General features: G+C 65.2%; 17 protein-coding genes and 1 pseudogene. 12 read left to right on the top strand and 6 right to left on the bottom strand.

Features of this window, described 5'->3' with window-relative positions; translation table 11 throughout:
* Nucleotides 1-3: 3 nt before the first annotated feature.
* A pseudogene (locus IWX62_RS00780) lies at nucleotides 4-885 on the bottom strand (DUF5996 family protein); the annotation flags it as partial.
* Nucleotides 886-953: 68 nt separating this feature from the next.
* Here IWX62_RS00780 and pyrE point away from each other — a divergent pair.
* Both pyrE and IWX62_RS00770 read left to right on the top strand, forming a co-directional pair.
* Nucleotides 954-1,514 (top strand): orotate phosphoribosyltransferase, encoded by a 561-nt coding sequence (gene pyrE / locus IWX62_RS00775; protein WP_196839461.1) that lies wholly within the window; start codon nucleotides 954-956, stop codon nucleotides 1,512-1,514.
* Between the two features lie 15 nt (nucleotides 1,515-1,529).
* Complete coding sequence (locus IWX62_RS00770) at nucleotides 1,530-2,531, top strand: thioesterase domain-containing protein (protein WP_196839460.1); 1,002 nt, start codon at nucleotides 1,530-1,532, stop codon at nucleotides 2,529-2,531.
* Here the strand turns inward: IWX62_RS00770 and IWX62_RS00765 are convergent.
* Entirely contained in the window at nucleotides 2,525-3,259 is a 735-nt protein-coding gene (locus IWX62_RS00765; protein WP_196839459.1) for a tyrosine-protein phosphatase, read from the bottom strand. The two genes, IWX62_RS00770 and IWX62_RS00765, sit on opposite strands and share 7 nt — an antisense overlap.
* 3 nt (nucleotides 3,260-3,262) lie before the next feature.
* Nucleotides 3,263-4,042, bottom strand: coding sequence for an HAD-IIA family hydrolase (locus IWX62_RS00760; protein WP_196839458.1), 780 nt, complete (start codon nucleotides 4,040-4,042; stop codon nucleotides 3,263-3,265).
* Nucleotides 4,043-4,105: 63 nt separating this feature from the next.
* Here IWX62_RS00760 and IWX62_RS00755 point away from each other — a divergent pair, with 63 nt between their 5' ends.
* From IWX62_RS00755 to IWX62_RS00745, 3 genes are all read left to right on the top strand, one after another.
* Entirely contained in the window at nucleotides 4,106-4,741 is a 636-nt protein-coding gene (locus IWX62_RS00755) for a TrmH family RNA methyltransferase (RefSeq protein WP_196839457.1), read from the top strand.
* A gap of 187 nt (nucleotides 4,742-4,928) precedes the next feature.
* On the top strand, nucleotides 4,929-5,948 hold the full coding sequence (fbaA, locus tag IWX62_RS00750; protein ID WP_196839456.1) for a class II fructose-bisphosphate aldolase: 1,020 nt from the start codon (nucleotides 4,929-4,931) through the stop codon (nucleotides 5,946-5,948).
* 1 nt (nucleotide 5,949) lies between these two features.
* Nucleotides 5,950-6,369, top strand: a complete 420-nt coding sequence (locus IWX62_RS00745) for a DUF3151 domain-containing protein (RefSeq protein WP_196839455.1) — start codon at nucleotides 5,950-5,952, stop codon at nucleotides 6,367-6,369.
* A 1-nt stretch (nucleotide 6,370) separates the two neighbouring features.
* Here IWX62_RS00745 and IWX62_RS00740 read toward each other — a convergent pair whose 3' ends face one another.
* A complete protein-coding gene (locus IWX62_RS00740; protein WP_196839454.1) occupies nucleotides 6,371-6,967 on the bottom strand; it encodes a hypothetical protein in 597 nt (198 codons plus the stop codon).
* Nucleotides 6,968-7,014: 47 nt separating this feature from the next.
* Here IWX62_RS00740 and IWX62_RS00735 point away from each other — a divergent pair, with 47 nt between their 5' ends.
* The 6 genes from IWX62_RS00735 (at nucleotide 7,015) to IWX62_RS00710 (ending at nucleotide 12,473) form a co-directional block, all read left to right on the top strand.
* Entirely contained in the window at nucleotides 7,015-7,401 is a 387-nt protein-coding gene (locus IWX62_RS00735; RefSeq protein WP_196839453.1) for a DoxX family protein, read from the top strand.
* The gene (locus IWX62_RS00730) at nucleotides 7,361-8,254 is read left to right on the top strand and encodes a helix-turn-helix domain-containing protein (RefSeq protein WP_333483161.1); all 894 of its coding nucleotides are present in this window, start codon (nucleotides 7,361-7,363) and stop codon (nucleotides 8,252-8,254) included. Before IWX62_RS00735 ends, IWX62_RS00730 begins: the two co-directional genes overlap by 41 nt.
* A gap of 104 nt (nucleotides 8,255-8,358) precedes the next feature.
* Nucleotides 8,359-8,796 (top strand): SRPBCC family protein, encoded by a 438-nt coding sequence (locus IWX62_RS00725; RefSeq protein WP_196839451.1) that lies wholly within the window; start codon nucleotides 8,359-8,361, stop codon nucleotides 8,794-8,796.
* A gap of 159 nt (nucleotides 8,797-8,955) precedes the next feature.
* Nucleotides 8,956-10,242: an adenylosuccinate synthase gene (locus tag IWX62_RS00720; protein ID WP_196839450.1), complete on the top strand. Its 1,287-nt coding sequence runs from the start codon at nucleotides 8,956-8,958 to the stop codon at nucleotides 10,240-10,242.
* Between the two features lie 8 nt (nucleotides 10,243-10,250).
* Nucleotides 10,251-10,517, top strand: coding sequence for a DUF3253 domain-containing protein (locus IWX62_RS00715; protein WP_196839449.1), 267 nt, complete (start codon nucleotides 10,251-10,253; stop codon nucleotides 10,515-10,517).
* A 177-nt stretch (nucleotides 10,518-10,694) separates the two neighbouring features.
* Entirely contained in the window at nucleotides 10,695-12,473 is a 1,779-nt protein-coding gene (locus IWX62_RS00710) for an EAL domain-containing protein (protein WP_333483128.1), read from the top strand.
* A gap of 17 nt (nucleotides 12,474-12,490) precedes the next feature.
* Here IWX62_RS00710 and IWX62_RS00705 read toward each other — a convergent pair whose 3' ends face one another.
* Together IWX62_RS00705 and IWX62_RS00700 are read right to left on the bottom strand one after the other, a co-directional pair.
* Complete coding sequence (locus IWX62_RS00705) at nucleotides 12,491-13,267, bottom strand: SurA N-terminal domain-containing protein (RefSeq protein WP_333483127.1); 777 nt, start codon at nucleotides 13,265-13,267, stop codon at nucleotides 12,491-12,493.
* Between the two features lie 562 nt (nucleotides 13,268-13,829).
* Nucleotides 13,830-14,324 (bottom strand): DUF427 domain-containing protein, encoded by a 495-nt coding sequence (locus tag IWX62_RS00700; RefSeq protein ID WP_196839448.1) that lies wholly within the window; start codon nucleotides 14,322-14,324, stop codon nucleotides 13,830-13,832.
* Nucleotides 14,325-14,395: 71 nt separating this feature from the next.
* Here IWX62_RS00700 and IWX62_RS00695 point away from each other — a divergent pair, with 71 nt between their 5' ends.
* Nucleotides 14,396-15,202, top strand: coding sequence for a carbon-nitrogen hydrolase family protein (locus IWX62_RS00695; protein ID WP_196839447.1), 807 nt, complete (start codon nucleotides 14,396-14,398; stop codon nucleotides 15,200-15,202).
* The last annotated feature ends 55 nt before the right edge of the window (nucleotides 15,203-15,257 follow it).

Raw genomic sequence — 15,257 nt, 5'->3', positions numbered from 1 at the left:
GTGCTACCGGCGCGTGATGTGCCGGTCCCAGCGGTCCGGGTCGGTTTCCAGTGCCGCTCTGTCCCAGTGACCCGTTGTCGCCGCCGCAGCATAGGTGGCCTGCAGGAACTCGAGCAGCACACGGTCAGGGTCGGACGCCGAACGGACCACCTCATAGGGAAGAAGAAATTGTCCGTTCCCGGGTGAATAAAACGCCCCCTCCGGGCCGGGAGACTGATCGGCGAAGCCCACCGGCTCAGGGTAGGCATAGGAATAGAATGCACCTTCCCCGCCGCCTCCGGGCCAGAATCCGCAGCTGCTGAGCTCTTTTGAGTAGCCCTCCTCCATCACCCAATCGCCGCAGTTTGGTGCACCTCCGGGATGGGCGGGGGCGTTCCGGCCGGAGAATCGTGTGCAGGCAAGATCCATGGCACCCCAAAAGAAGTGGACGGGGCTGACCTTGCCCGTGAAGTGGGATCGAAACTGATTCATCACCCGGTCCGCCTGGACGAGTTGGCGCCAGAACAGGTGGGCAGAGACTGGATCGTAGGAGGCGTGCGTGGTGTCCTCGGCGAAAGGAATCGAAGGGTCCACCTCGTTGGGGCGGGACTGGATTGCGGTCTCGATACCCAACTCCGCGAGGGCTCCCATGACCCAGATATGGAATTCCTTCACTGACATGGGGGCCAGCGCCAGTTCCCGTGTGTGCCCGGCACCGCTGCGGATACGCAGCCGGTGGTCATGGAAGTCGAACTCCATGTCAAAAACGGTGTTCCGGTAGGGGATCGTTGACGTGGTCAATCCGCGGGGACTGACATACAAGGTGACCTGCCACCAATGATTGACAAGCGGTGCGTGAGCCAGCCGGATCTTGCCGATGATCTGGGTCCACAGGTGCAGGGTGTCCCGTGTGTCCGAGCCTACCGAACTGGCTCTCGCATGTCGCCGGTAGCAAAGACATTAGAATTGCACGCATGACTGCTACCGTCGCCCGAGACCGCCTTCGTGAACTCATCCAGGAACTGGCAATCGTCCATGAGAAGGTCACCCTGTCCAGCGGGAAGGAAGCCGACTACTACATCGACCTCCGCCGGATCACCCTCCACCATGAAGCCTCGCAGCTGGTGGGGCAGGTCATGCTGGACCTGCTTGACGACGCCGGCATCACCTTCCAGAGCGCTGGCGGCCTGACCATGGGCGCTGACCCCGTGGGGACTGCGCTCATGCATGCCGCAGCCCGCGGTAACCGCGAAATTGACGCGTTCGTGGTGCGCAAGGCCCAAAAGAACCACGGCATGGCCCGTCAGGTGGAAGGCCCGGACATTAGTGGCCGGCCCGTCGTCGTGCTCGAAGATACCTCGACCACCGGTGGATCGGCGCTGACCGCTGTGGAAGGTGTCCGGCGGGCGGGCGGACTGGTGCAGGCCGTGGCAGTGATCGTTGACCGGGACACCGGCTCGAAGGAACGGATCGAATCCGAAGCCGGCGTCCCGTACCTTTACGCCTTCGGCAAGGACGAGCTTGGTCTGGGCTAGCGCCCCTTCCCACCCATGACTGAGGACTCCGAGCGGCTGCTTCGCTATGCGCACGGGATCAAGGGGATGTCCCGCCGGTCGTTTCTGATCGGCTCGGGGTTTGGCCTCACGCTTGCCGCCGATTTGTTCCTGACCCGGCGGGTTCAGGAGGAGCGCGAAGAGCTGCAAATCCTGCCCATCACCGATGACGACGCGGCGCAGCGGTTCCCGCGAACCCGTTGGATTATCTTCCCCGGCTACAAGACCAGCTGGGAGGAGGGCGGCTGGATTGCCAATTCGCTGCAGCCTGCTCTCAGCCAGCGCGGGCAAATCTCCGTGCTGGGATACTCCAACCGTGGGCTCAATGTCGCCAACATTGTCGCGGCCCTGAACCGGTACGTGCGGATCTTCCAAGTGGAAACCCTGTATTTCTATGGGCACAGCTTCGGCGGAATGGTGGCGATCGAGGTGGCGTCCCAGCTGCGTGGCCTCGGAATCAACGTGGAGCTGATCCTCCTGGACTCCAGTCCACACTCCCGGGACGATGTGCTGGACCAGGCGGTGTTCGAGGGAGTGGTGTTTCTGTACGACGCCGGGTACCGGGTGCCCACGGTGCTGCGGGGCGGGTATGAGCTCGGCGAGCGGATCGTCAACAAGGATGAGCGCTCCTGGCAACAGATCCTCAACCAGACCCTCGAACAGCTGTCACCACTTGCGCCGTCCAGCGTATTGATTCAGTCGCAGTCGTCCTACATCTACCACTACAACGTCACCCGGTTCCAGGGCACTCTCGGGGATACCCGGATCGCGTTCATCGGGAATCCCAACGACGGTACGGTCAATTACTCAACCGCCCGGCCCGGGTGGGCGGAGGCGTTTCCCGACAACCTGGTCTCGGCCGACTACGTCACCGAAGGGGCGCTGCCCGCGCACGCCAGCCCGCAGTGGAACCCGCTGATCTACCAGAGCATCGTGGTGGCGCTGCAGGACGAATTCCTTCCGCTCCCGCGCGGCGGCTCCTTCAAAACCGTCTACTGACCCCTGAGCGCCCGCCGCAGCTGCGCCAGATCGGCGCGGTCCATGCCCGCACCCGTCAGGAAGCCGTCGACGGTCCCGAACTCGCGGCGCAGCCCCTCGATGAATGTGGCCATTGCGGCCGCCGGGGACGTCAGGATGACCGGCGGATTCTCGAAGGAGATCCGGTCCGACCCCGCCGGGGCGTTCCCCATCCAGAGCTTCGCGAGAGCCGGCAGGATCAGCGGCAATGCGCCGGTGGTGTGGGCGTAGTCCTGGATGATCAGCTCATCGGAGACCCCCGCCACCAGGAGGACAACTGCGGTGATCACACCCGTCCGATCCTTACCCGCCGCGCAGTGCACCAGGGTGGTCCGGCCCGCAACAATCGGTGCAAGGGCGCTGACCACCACTCCGGGGCGGCTGTGCAACCAGCCCACATAATGGTTTCCCAGGTCCTCGGGGGTCTGCAGGTCAAGGGTGGACGCGGGGTTCGCTTCGGAGGGGTCGAGCGGTGCAGCGACGACGTCGATCCCGGCGTCGGCCGCCATCAGCCATGGCACCATTCCCGCCTCACGGCTGCTTCGCAGGTCGACGATCGTCTCGATGCCCCTGCCCGTGAGGAACTCCATGGTCGCCGCACTGTCCCAGCCGAAGGGTTGGCTGGAGCGGAACACCCGGCCGGGTACAGGCGCCCGGGGATCGGCGGCGGTGAGCTCCGCAATGTCGCGGAGATTGAGAATCCCTGACACCGGCTACACCTGATCGATGAGGTCGGCCACCGACTCCATGATCTGGGCGGGCCGGAATGGGTACGCGTCAATGTCTGCGCGCTGGGTGATCCCGGTCAGCACCAGCACCGTATGCAGCCCGGCCTCCATCCCCGCGATGATGTCGGTGTCCATCCGGTCCCCGATCATCGCCGTCGTCTCCGAGTGGGCGTCAATCTGGTTCATCGCCGAGCGGAACATCATGGGATTGGGTTTGCCCACGATGTAGGGGACGCGGCTGGTGGCGGCGGTGATCAGTGCCGCCACCGCCCCGGTCGCGGGCAGGGGTCCTTCCTTGGAGGGGCCGGTGACGTCGGGGTTGGTTGCGATAAACCTGGCCCCTCCCTCGACCAACCGGATCGCCTTGGTGATGGCCTCGAACGAGTAGGTGCGGGTCTCGCCGAGGACCACGTAGTCGGGGTGCTGGTCGGTGAGCACAAAACCAGCGTTGTGCAGCGCCGTCGTCAATCCCGCCTCACCGATGACATACGCGCGCCCGCCCGGCAACTGTTCCTTCAGGAACTGCGCTGTGGCCAGGGCCGAGGTCCACAGGTTCTCCTCAGGAACTTCCAGGCCCGAGGCTTTGAGCCGGGCGGCCAGGTCACGCGGGGTGTAGATCGAGTTGTTGGTCAGCACCAGGAATCGTTTGGAGGTGGCCACCCAACGGTCAATCAGGTCGGCGGCTCCGGGGATGGCCTGATTCTCGTGGACGAGAACCCCATCCATGTCCGTCAGCCAGCATTCGATGTGTTCGTTCTCGCGCATGTGATCTCTCCCTGCCGTCCGGGCGGTGCTATCCGTCCCAGTCTTTCACCTTAGGCTGGGAGCGTGAAAGAAAATCCCGAAATTCCGCTGGTCCCGGTCGGCGTTGGACCCTGGGAGGGCCAGTTGCCGGAGGGCAGCCACTGGGATCCCGACCTCCTCGCCGCCGGGGACACCCGCAACGTGGTGGACCGGTACCGCTATTGGGCTCACGACGCGATTGTCGCTGACCTCGACTCCCGTCGCCACACCTTCCACGTGGCGATCGAAAACTGGCAGCATGACCTGAACATCGGTTCGGTGGTGCGCACCGCCAACGCCTTCATGGCCAAGGAAGTCCACATCATCGGACGACGGCGGTGGAACCGTCGGGGCGCCATGGTCACCGACCGCTACCAGCACGTCCGTCACCACCCCACGGTGGAGGAGTTTGTGGCCTGGGCGAGCGGGGAGGGGCTGCGGATTATCGGGATCGACAATTTCCCGGATTCGGTACCGCTGGAAACCTACGAGCTTCCCGAGAACTGTGTGCTGGTCTTTGGTCAGGAAGGGCCGGGTCTCACCCCCGAGGTGCACGCCGCCGCTGATGCAACCCTTTCCATCGCCCAGTTCGGGTCGACCCGCTCCATCAACGCGTCGGCCGCCGCCGCAATCGCCATGCACGGCTGGGTCCGGCGCCACGTGTTCGGGCAGGGTATCTAACCGGAGTGGGGAGGCCGTTTTTGAGTGGTGCGGGGCCAGAAACGGCCCCTACCGGCAGGGTCGGCCGGTTGCTAGCGGCACACCTGAGCCGCTGGGCCGTTTCTGCCGAACGAGCAGTCGAATAGGATGGTTTAAGCGGTCCGTTGTCCCTCCCGCCTCTTAGCACGCATTCCACAAAGGAGTCCTTATGCCTATTGCAACACCTGAGATCTATTCGGAAATGATCGACCGTGCCAAGGCCGGGGGCTTCGCGTATCCGGCCGTCAACGTCACCTCGTCCCAGACCCTCAACGCGGCGATGCGCGGTTTCGCTGAGGCCGGCTCCGATGGGATCGTTCAGGTCTCCACCGGCGGCGCCGCCTACTGGTCCGGCGCATCGGTCAAGGACATGGTGGTCGGCTCACTCGGGTTCGCGGCGTTCGCCCACGAGGTAGCCAAGAAGTACGACGTCAACATTGCGCTGCACACCGATCACTGCCCCAAGGACAAACTGGACGACTTCGTCCTGCCCCTCCTCGCCGCGTCGGAAGAAGCGGTCAAACGCGGCGGCAACCCCATCTTCCAGTCCCACATGTGGGACGGCTCGGCCGAAACACTCGAAGAGAACCTGCGCATTGCCAAGGACATCCTCCCCCGCGCGGCAGCAGCGAAGATCATCCTTGAGGTGGAGATCGGCACCGTCGGCGGTGAAGAGGACGGCGTCGAGAACGCCATCAACGACAAGCTGTACACCACTGTTGAGGACGCCCTGGCCACCGTAGAGGCCCTGGGCTCCGGTGAGCACGGCCGTTACCTGACCGCTTTGACCTTCGGCAATGTGCACGGCGTGTACAAGCCGGGTGGCGTCAAACTGCGCCCCGAGATCCTCAAGGACATCCAGGACCAGATCGGTGCCAGGCTGGGGAAGGACAAGCCCTTCGACCTGGTGTTCCACGGCGGATCCGGCTCCTCGGCACAGGAAATCTCCGATGCCGTCTCCTTCGGTGTCATCAAGATGAACATCGACACTGACACGCAGTACGCGTTCACCCGCCCGGTCGTCGACCACATGCTGAAGAACTACGACGGCGTCCTGAAGGTCGACAACGAGGTGGGCAACAAGAAGGTCTACGACCCACGCGTGTGGGGTGCAGCCGCCGAAGCCGGTCTCGCCGCCCGCGTCGTCGAGGCTGCAGCTTCCCTGGGCTCCGCCGGGAAGAAGCTCTAGGATGTCTGACGAATTCCGCCGCAACCTGCTTGGACCCGAGCCCACCCTGCTCCCTGAGGAGACCGATCTTGGGGCACGGTTGGCTGCCGGTGACGAGGCAGTTGACCTCGCTGCCAAGTACCCGACGTCGTCGTTGGTGTGGGCCATTCTCGCTGACGAGGCCTACAACGAGGGACGCACCATCGAGTCCTACGCGTACGCCCGCACCGGGTACCACCGCGGCCTTGACGCCCTCCGCCGGAACGGCTGGCGGGGCACCGGCCCGGTCCCGTATTCGCATGAGCCCAACCGCGGGTTCCTGCGGTCCCTGTACGCGTTGGGGCGGGCCGCGGCCTCCATCGGCGAGATTGATGAAGCCGAACGGATTGCCAAGTTCCTTGGCGAATCCGACCCCGAGGCCAGCAAACAGCTCGGCAGTTAGCCTACGGCCGCCTGATGCTGGTCACCACGGTGACCAGCATCGGCGCTGCCGGGGCTGAGCTGAACCCGAACCGTACCGGTGGTGTCAGGCGGGCCAGGCCACCCAGGTCAGCGCCGTCCCAGCTGGCTGTCGCGGCGAGGATGCTCCGTGCCGTGGTCACCCCGTAGTATTCGGTGCGCCCATTGCCCGCCGAGCCGGCCGTCCTGACGCCCGGCATGAACAGGCCTGCCAGCGGGTTGATCAGGCGGAGCCAGCGGGGTGAGGTGGCCAGCCGGGCGGGCACGAGACGCAGCAGCCGGCCCAGCCCGGTGACGCCGCCCAGTTCGGCCGAGACCTTCAGGGGCCCCGCCGCGACGGTCAGGGTGTCCTCGTCAAGCGTCGAGGCCACGTCCACCACCAGCACCTGGTCGAACTGGTAGGTGGCGCTGACATAGTCGGCCACCATCCGGGTCGGAGCCAGCAGGGTCCGTTTCCCGTCGTTGTCCTCCACCATGACATCGGTGAAGGGCCCCCAGGGTGACTCCGCCCACCGTCCCACCACCAGCCGGGTACCCGAACCGGTGCCAAGCCCTGCAATGTTGCCCACAAAACGATCCATCTGCACATTCTCCCCTCCAGTGGTGCTGCGAGTGGCATCATGGCCCTATGCAGAAGAACCGGATCGACCTGGTGTGGCTTGCGCTCGCCGCTGTGCTCGCCTTCTTTTTCGTCAGGGCGGGCATCGAGAAGGTCATCGGGGACCCGGCCGCCCTGCTGCCCTTCCAGAAGTCAGGGTTGCCCGGGTGGACTGTCTACCTGACCGCGGTTTTCGAGTTTGTTGGCAGCGTTGCCCTGTTCGTCCCCCGGTTCCGTACCCTGGGCGGGCTGCTGCTCGCCCTGGTCATGGCCGGCGCGGCGGTGACCAACATTGTCAACGGCGACGCTGGCTACGTGTGGACCAACGTGCTGCTCGGTACCGGGGCCCTGATCCTGGCCTGGCAGGGCCGCGCCCATCTTCTCGACCGCTCCCGGGGAGACGGTCACCCGAGCTGAGGGGGAAACGATCGGGTCCTTCGAATCGCATTACAGTCCACCGGTCGGGGAGCTCAGCCGCTTTGTTGAAACCTTCTGGGCTGCCCGCGGCCAGCTGGAGGCGACCCGTGAACTGATCGCCCCGACCGGTTCCACCGTGGCGGCGATCGTTCTGGGTCCGGCAATTATCCAGGGGCACCCGGGCGGGGAACCGGCACCGATGCGGAGGGGATTCCTGATCGGACCCCACGAGCGGCCCATCATCAACCAGCCCACCGGACGCACGTTCGCCGTCGGGTTCGTGACCACGCCGGTGGGCTGTGAGGCGCTGCTGGGCGTCCTTCCCTCGGCGGTGCGGGGACAGGCCGTGGAGCTTGACTCCGTGTGGGCACCGGCTGTGGCGCTGCGCCGGGACCTGGCCGCAGCCGCAGCGCAGGGCGCGCCGCTGCCAGCGCTGACCGGTCTGGTCCAGGATCGGCTGGCAGCAGGGGTGAACAGCTCCATCTCCGGGCTGGAACGGTGCGAGGCGGCGGTCCGGCTGCTTCAGGAGGACCCTATGACCCCGGTGCCCGTGGTGGCAAGGGAAACCGGACTGGCGCACGGATCATTGGACCGGGAGTTCGCCAGGATAGTGGGGTTGACGCCGCGCTCGGTCGCACGGATCATCCGGCTACGCAGGCTGCTCGCTGACGTCGACGTGCACCAGCGGGTGAGGTGGGCGGAGGTCGCCACGCGGCTGGGCTGGTTCGACCAGGCCCATCTGATCCGCGACTTCACGCGGCACACCGGCGTCACCCCCGGCGAGTACCTCGCCGCCCAGCGGGCAGGTTACCCACCCGACCAGAACGCCCCAGGGTTCGTGCCCCAGAAGTAGAGAAGCGCTGCAGCTGATGTGAAAACCATCCAAGGCACGCCGCCTGGTCAGGCCTAGGGTGAAGCCAGCATCCAGCACCGCCAACCGAAAGAAGATGTTCCCCCATGAGCCAGGCCTTCGCCTCCCACGAAACCATCAACCTCCCACCGCAGACCGTCTGGGCGCGGCTCACCGACTGGTCAGCGGCACCACACTGGATGCCCAGGGTGTCCGCCCTGCACTCGGAGGGAGCGCTCGCCGTCGGCAGTCAGTTGCAGTTCACCGCACGGGGCAAGGAACGGGTCTCCGAGATCACCGAGCTCGCACCCGGCAGCAGCATCACCCTGACCTCGCGGGTCGGCAAGACGCGGGCCGACTACCGGTACTCCCTCACGCCGCTGGGTGGGGGCTCGACCGGTCTGGACCTCGTGGCCACCGTGAAGTCCGACGGCGTCATGCGCCTCCTCGGCCCGGTGATCAGGAAGGCCATTGCGCGGGAGGACTCGGTCCAGCTCAGCAACTTCAAGAGGTCTGTCGAGGGCGCCCCCGCCGGCCCCGAATAGCCATCAAGCTGAGCGTCGTCGCGATCTGTTGCTAAACTTGGCTGGTAAGAGCCCCAGATCTCTTGCAACTACGCAGTACGAGGTCTTGGGGCATTCTCATGCACTTCTGGCGGCATCGCGTGTTGTGCGGGTGCTGCCGCAACGATGGGGGAGGATCCCATGCCAGCGATCGTTATTGTCGGAGCCCAGTGGGGCGACGAAGGTAAAGGCAAAGCAACCGACCTGCTCGGCGGACGGGTTGACTATGTCGTCAAGCCGAACGGCGGAAACAACGCAGGGCACACCGTCGTCGTCGGCGGTGAAAAGTATGAGCTGAAGCTCCTGCCCGCAGGCATCCTGAGCCCCAACGCGATCCCGATCATCGGCAACGGGTGCGTCATCAACCTTGAGGCGCTCTTCGAGGAAATCGAAGGTCTCGAGGCCCGAGGCGCCGACACCTCCAAGCTGCGGATTTCGGCAAACGCCCACCTGGTGGCGCCCTACCATCAGGTCCTCGACAAGGTCACCGAACGGTTCCTCGGCAAGCGGGCCATCGGGACCACCGGCCGTGGCATCGGCCCCGCCTACATGGACAAGGTGGCGCGCCTGGGCATCCGGGTCCAGGACGTCTTCGACGAGTCCATCCTGCGGCAGAAGGTTGAAGGGTCACTGGCCCAGAAAAACGAGCTGCTGGTCAAGGTATACAACCGCCGCGACGTCGAGGTGGAGGAAGTGGTCGAGTATTTCCTGTCCTTCGCCGACCGTCTCCGTCCGCTGGTCATCGACTCCACCTACGTGCTCAACGAAGCCCTCGACGCCGGCAAGGTTGTCCTCATGGAGGGTGGCCAGGCCACCTTCCTTGACGTGGACCACGGCACCTACCCGTTCGTGACGTCGTCGAACCCCACCGCTGGCGGCGCCTCGGTCGGGTCGGGGATCGGCCCCACCCGGATCAGCCGTGCGGTGGGCATCATCAAGGCCTACACCACGCGCGTGGGCGCCGGGCCGTTCCCCACCGAACTCTTCGACGACATGGGCATGTACCTGCAGACGAAGGGCGGCGAGTTCGGAGTCAACACCGGCCGTCCGCGCCGCTGCGGCTGGTACGACGCCGTGTTGGCCAGGCACGCTGCCCGCGTCAATGGCTTTACCGACTACTTCGTGACGAAGCTTGACGTGCTCACCGGGATCGAACGGATCCCGGTCTGCGTGGCGTACGACGTCGACGGAGTCCGGCACGATGAGATGCCCATGACCCAGACCGACTTCCACCACGCCAAGCCCATCTTCGAGTACTTCGAGGGCTGGACCGAGGACATCACCACGGCGCGCACCATTGACGACCTGCCGGAAAACGCTCAGGTCTACGTGCGGGCGCTGGAAAAGATGTCCGGCGCACGCTTCTCGGCCATTGGGGTGGGACCGGACCGCGATCAGACCATCGTCATCAATGACCTGATCGGCTAGAACAGCCAGTGGATCCCGCCAGCGCCGACACCGGTCAGCTCCTCGAGGCCGCCATCCGGCGGTTGCTCGGCGAGCGCGCACCCGAGGCGACGATCTGCCCGTCGGAGGCCGCACGTGCCGTGTCCGACGGGCAGTGGCGGGACCTGATGGAGGCGTCCCGCGACGCCGCCCGGCGGCTGGTGGCTGCCGGCGAGGTGGAGATCACCCAGGGCGGGACGGTCATTGATCCCTCGACGATCAAGGGCCCCATCAGGATTCGCCGCCGGCGCAACTGACCCTGTGGTGCGGAAGCTCACTTTCCGCGACCTAACATTTAGCCCGCGCCCGCCGACAGTTCAGTGAGGAGCAGACGGCCAGCCGACCAGGCCGTCGCCCACACCGACTTTTCGAGGGGCAGTCATGGCGCCGACGGCGTTTTCTGAGCGGGCACATCCCGCCCACCGGCGATTGCCGTGAGCGCCACCGGGCTGGACTACCAGGCCCTGTTTCAGCATGCTCCGTGCGGGTATCTGCTGACCGACGACGACGGCGTCATCACCGAGGTCAACGAAACGTTCCTCTCCTGGGCCGGCTACACCCGCGCGGAGCTGCTTCACACCCCGCTGCACGCGCTGCTCCCCACCGGGGACCAGCTGCTCTACACCATGCATTGCCTTCCCCAGCTGACCCAGACCGGCGTCGTCGCCGAGATTGCCCTGGAGGTGATCGGTCAGGACGGCTCCCGGCATGCGGCGCTGCTGTCAGCGAACCGTGTTCCGGCGTCGGGCACCACACCGGCGATGGTCAGGGTAGGAATTTTCGGTGCACACCAGCGCCTGCGGTACGAGAAGAGCCTCCTGGATGCGCGACGCCGGGCGAAAGAGTCGGAGGCACGGTGGGCTGCCGCCGAGGCCGGGCTGCAGCACCTGGCCCTCCACGACGCCTTGACCGGGCTACTGAACCGGGCCGGCCTGATCCAGGAACTGGGCGACACGCTGTCGAAGGAGCCCTCCCCGGACGGGCGCGCCGTCGTGCTCTTCGTTGACCTCGACCACTTCAAGGCGGTCAACGACAGCCTGGGCCATGCGGCCGGGGATGAGCTACTCGGCGCGGTGGCGGGGCGGCTCCGGGGAGCCGTCAGTGAACCGCTACGCGTTTCGCGGCTGTCCGGTGACGAGTTCGTGGTCGTCGAGATGGTCAGCGACACGGCAGAGGTGGGGACCGTGGCCGGGCGGTTACTTGAGTCGCTGAGACCCCCGATCATGATCGAGGGTCTCGAAGTGGTGGTGGACGCAAGTATCGGTGCGGCGGTCTTCGAGGACGGGGATACGCCCGAGCGGCTGCTGCGCCGGGCCGACATTGCGATGTACCAGGCGAAGGCCAGCGGGCGGAACACCTGGGAACTCCACGACTCGTCCCAGTCCGATCCCGCGGTCGACAGGATGCAGCTGCTGGGCGAACTGCGGCACGCGATCACCAACGGTGAGCTCCGCGTGTATTACCAGCCGCGCGTGAACCTGAAGAATGGCAGCCTCACCGGAGTGGAGGCGCTGGTGCGGTGGGAACACCCCACCCGAGGCCTGCTGCCGCCGTCGGACTTCATCGGACTGGCCGAAGAATCAGGCCTGATCCGTGAACTCGGTGCGTGGGTGCTGGACGAGGCAGTGGCGCAGGCGGTGCGCTGGGCGGCCGAGCAGCCAGCCCGCGGGCCGGTGGAAATGGCGGTGAACCTTTCCACCCGGCAGCTCGCCGACCCAGAGCTTCCGCGTCGGGTGGGAGCGGTGCTGGCGCGTCACGGTTTTAACCCGTCCCTGTTGACCCTTGAGATTACCGAGACGTCACTGATGGTGGGGCCCGAAGCGGCGATGATAGCGCTGGGCGCCCTGAAAGCGCTGGGGGTGGGGCTGGCGGTTGATGACTTTGGCACCGGCTACTCCAGCCTGACCTACCTCCGGCAGTTCCCCATCGACGAACTGAAAATCGACCGGACGTTCGTGTCGGGCCTGGGCATCAACAGTGGGGACTCGGCCATCGTGGCCAGCTGTGTTCAACTGGCGCATGCCGTGGGGATCAAGGCGGTGGCCGAGGGCGTCGAAACGGAAGGCCAGCGTGAGGCCCTGATCGGACTCGACTGCGACCTGGCGCAGGGGTACCACTATGCAAGGCCGCTACCAGCGGCGGACCTGGCGTCGTGGTTCGCCATGGAATCGCCCGAGCGGACCCAGAGCATTCCCGGTGCCGCAGCGCTGTAGCTGCGGCACCCCGGTCACTACAGGTTGATCGTGACGTCAGCTTCCTCACGGAGGCTGGTCACCAGGGACTCCGCTGCTGCGGACTCCTTCTGGCTCTTGAGCTGCTCCTCCAGAGCCGGCTTTGCTTCCTCGAAGGGAGGAACCTCAGTCTCCTCGCCGCTCTGGGCGTTCTGCTCTTCCTGCTGGGCTACTGCCTCATCGTAGGCAGCGGTGAGCTCTTCCTCTGAGGGCGCGGTGTCTCCGGCCTCCTCCTGGATGAGCTGTTCCACCTGGACCTGGGTGGTCAGCTGGTCGTTGACTGTTGCCTCGTCCATGCCCTGCTCGGCGAGCGCCGCGTAGAACTCGTCGGCCGAGCCGAGCTGGTTCGCTGCTACAAGCTCGTCGAGTGCTGCGGTGATGGCTTCGTCGCTTGCCTCAAGCCCCCGCTCGCCGGCTTCCTGGACCAGCAGTTCGGTGCCGATCATTCCCTCAACGGTCTGGGTTTTCAGCTCATCCTGGTCGACGGCTTCCCCTGACATCTGTGACTGGATTGCGGCCTGCTCGTACTGGGCGGTGTATACGGACTCGAAGTCCGCCTTGAGGATTTCGCTGCCGTTCACGAGCGCCACGACGTCGGGCACTCCCTCAAGATCGGGGTCGGCTACTTCTGGGGCCGCGTCGGGTGCTGCACTTTCGTTGGCGGGGGACTGCGACGACTCGGATCCTGACTCGCTGCCGCTCTCGGGTGTGCCGCATGCTGACACCACCGACACAATTCCGGCCAAGGCAATACTCAGTAACAACTTCTTCCGCACAATATTCTCCTGCCAGATAGATAACCAACCTGCGAAGGTATCAGCTCTCTATGAGCGTTACCTGAACGTTACGCTCCGTTCCGTTCCTCCCGAACATTGTGCAGCTGTGGTGGGTTGCCCCGCCTTGGCCGGTGACTGCTCCGGCCATTTGTGCAGCTGTGGCGGGCTGCACGTGGCGGAACCCGCCACAGCTGCACAGATGCTGGCTGCAGATTCGGCTCACCCGCCACAGCTACACAAGTGATTCCATCAGGAGGGACCCAGGTGAGCCGTTTGATCAGGAGCACCCCTCGGTGACGAGCGGACGGTTCCATGCGAAGTTGCTCGGATCCCCTTACGGGGTCTGGGCTGCGATAGAAGGCGGGCTTTTGTCACTCAACATTTTCCTTTACTCCTACCTCCGGCCCGGTAGGAGCGCCGCAGAGCTGGGCTTCTCGGCGCTGACCGTTGACCTGATGGAACGCTTCGGTTCGCCATCTGATGCAGTGGAGGCGCAGCATGACATTTATTGGGCCCTCAGGAGGATTCTGCTGGAGGTCCACCATGACCTGGCCGGAGTGATTCACCAGCCCCAGGTGCCCGGCGCGCCCTTGAAGGGACCAACGATGCGGCTGGTGATCCAGCCGCCGTAAAAGTCGCCCTCCTGGGCCTTGACCACCTCGCCGTCGATCTGGCAGCGGTCCATGGCTCCCGGGTAAATCGCCACCCTGGTCCGGAGTGCCTCGAAGCCGGGGGTAGGGCTGGGATAGGTCCACCCGGCGCGCTGGGCACGGCGGCGCCCGCTGACGACGTCGTAGTAGGCCGCCATGCCCTTGTACTCGCAGAGCGAGGAACCCTCCGCAGCGACCAGCGCACCGGCCACGAAGTCGTCGATCGGCACGTAGTACACCGGGGGGTGGCTGGTTTCGAGGACGCGGACCGCGGTGGTGCTCTCAGCGATCACTGTGCCCCCAAACTCGATCACTATCCGCTCGGTGGTGGTCTCCAGACGGGGTGGCCGCGGGTAGTCCCACACGGACTCCTGGCCGGGGCCCGGGACGATAGGTTGCAGTGTCATAACCCAACGATAGGACGTTCAGGCATTCGGTAGGCTGTGAGGGCACCTATTTCATGATGAAAGCGGCGACAATGAAGATCAGCGTTGGGCAGTTCCGGCCGGGCGGCGACGTCTCGGACAACCTCAGGACCATGCGGGGGCTCGCCGAGAAGGCGCGCTCCGAAGGATCGGAGCTGATCGTCTTTCCGGAGGAATCCATGTTCTCCATTGGAAAAGTGGAGGGTTCACTGGCGGCCGCCGTGGACGAGAACTGGTCGACGTTCGTTCAGCAGCTGTCCTTCATCGCCGTGGAACTGGGCATCGCCATTGTTGCCGGCGGGTATGAGGGCAGCGGTGAGGACCGCCCCTACAACACGCTGGTCCTGGTGGATGCCACGGGGAAGATCGTGGACACCTACCGCAAGCTTCACCTCTACGACGCCTTCAGTTACCAGGAGTCCACCCGGATCAAACCGGGCGACGGCGGTATCAAGGTGGTCACCATCGGTGACCTCACCGTGGGCCTCATGACCTGCTATGACATCCGCTTCCCGGAACAGGCCCGCGCGCTCGCTGACCGCGGGGCTGACCTGATTCTGGTGCCGGCCGCCTGGTTCAAGGGCGACCACAAGGTGGATCATTGGGAAACCCTGCTCAAGGCCCGAGCGATTGAGAACACCGTCTGGATTGCTGCGGCGGGGACCTCGAGTGGGCACACGATTGGCCACTCCGCCATTCTGGACCCGATGGGTATCCCCCAGGTCTTCCTCACCGATGAGAACGAGGGCGTGGTCACCACCGACGTCTCACGCCGCCGGATCGCCGACGTCAGGGAGTTCCTGCCGGTTCTGAAGAACCGCCGCTTTGCGCGCAACGAGGAAATCGTCGAGTCCCACTAGCCCATCCCCCTTGGCCAACTCACTAGGCCGGGTCAAAACCCTGGGTTGAGTCAAC

The sequence above is a fragment of the Arthrobacter sp. CAN_A1 genome (assembly GCF_015751665.1).
Classification (GTDB): domain Bacteria; phylum Actinomycetota; class Actinomycetes; order Actinomycetales; family Micrococcaceae; genus Arthrobacter_D.
Note: the sequence above shows the minus strand (reverse complement) of the source record. Positions and strands in the feature narration are given on the sequence as shown.

Bases quoted from the DNA above. Each gene is read 5' to 3' on its own strand.
- pyrE (WP_196839461.1), top strand. From the start codon at position 954: ATGACTGCTACCGTCGCCCGAGACCGCCTTCGTGAACTCATCCAGGAA.
- IWX62_RS00770 (WP_196839460.1), top strand. From the start codon at position 1,530: ATGACTGAGGACTCCGAGCGGCTGCTTCGCTATGCGCACGGGATCAAG.
- IWX62_RS00760 (WP_196839458.1), bottom strand. From the start codon at position 4,042: ATGCGCGAGAACGAACACATCGAATGCTGGCTGACGGACATGGATGGG.
- fbaA (WP_196839456.1), top strand. From the start codon at position 4,929: ATGCCTATTGCAACACCTGAGATCTATTCGGAAATGATCGACCGTGCC.
- IWX62_RS00745 (WP_196839455.1), top strand. From the start codon at position 5,950: ATGTCTGACGAATTCCGCCGCAACCTGCTTGGACCCGAGCCCACCCTG.
- IWX62_RS00740 (WP_196839454.1), bottom strand. From the start codon at position 6,967: ATGGATCGTTTTGTGGGCAACATTGCAGGGCTTGGCACCGGTTCGGGT.
- IWX62_RS00735 (WP_196839453.1), top strand. From the start codon at position 7,015: ATGCAGAAGAACCGGATCGACCTGGTGTGGCTTGCGCTCGCCGCTGTG.
- IWX62_RS00725 (WP_196839451.1), top strand. From the start codon at position 8,359: ATGAGCCAGGCCTTCGCCTCCCACGAAACCATCAACCTCCCACCGCAG.
- IWX62_RS00720 (WP_196839450.1), top strand. From the start codon at position 8,956: ATGCCAGCGATCGTTATTGTCGGAGCCCAGTGGGGCGACGAAGGTAAA.
- IWX62_RS00700 (WP_196839448.1), bottom strand. From the start codon at position 14,324: ATGACACTGCAACCTATCGTCCCGGGCCCCGGCCAGGAGTCCGTGTGG.
- IWX62_RS00695 (WP_196839447.1), top strand. From the start codon at position 14,396: ATGAAGATCAGCGTTGGGCAGTTCCGGCCGGGCGGCGACGTCTCGGAC.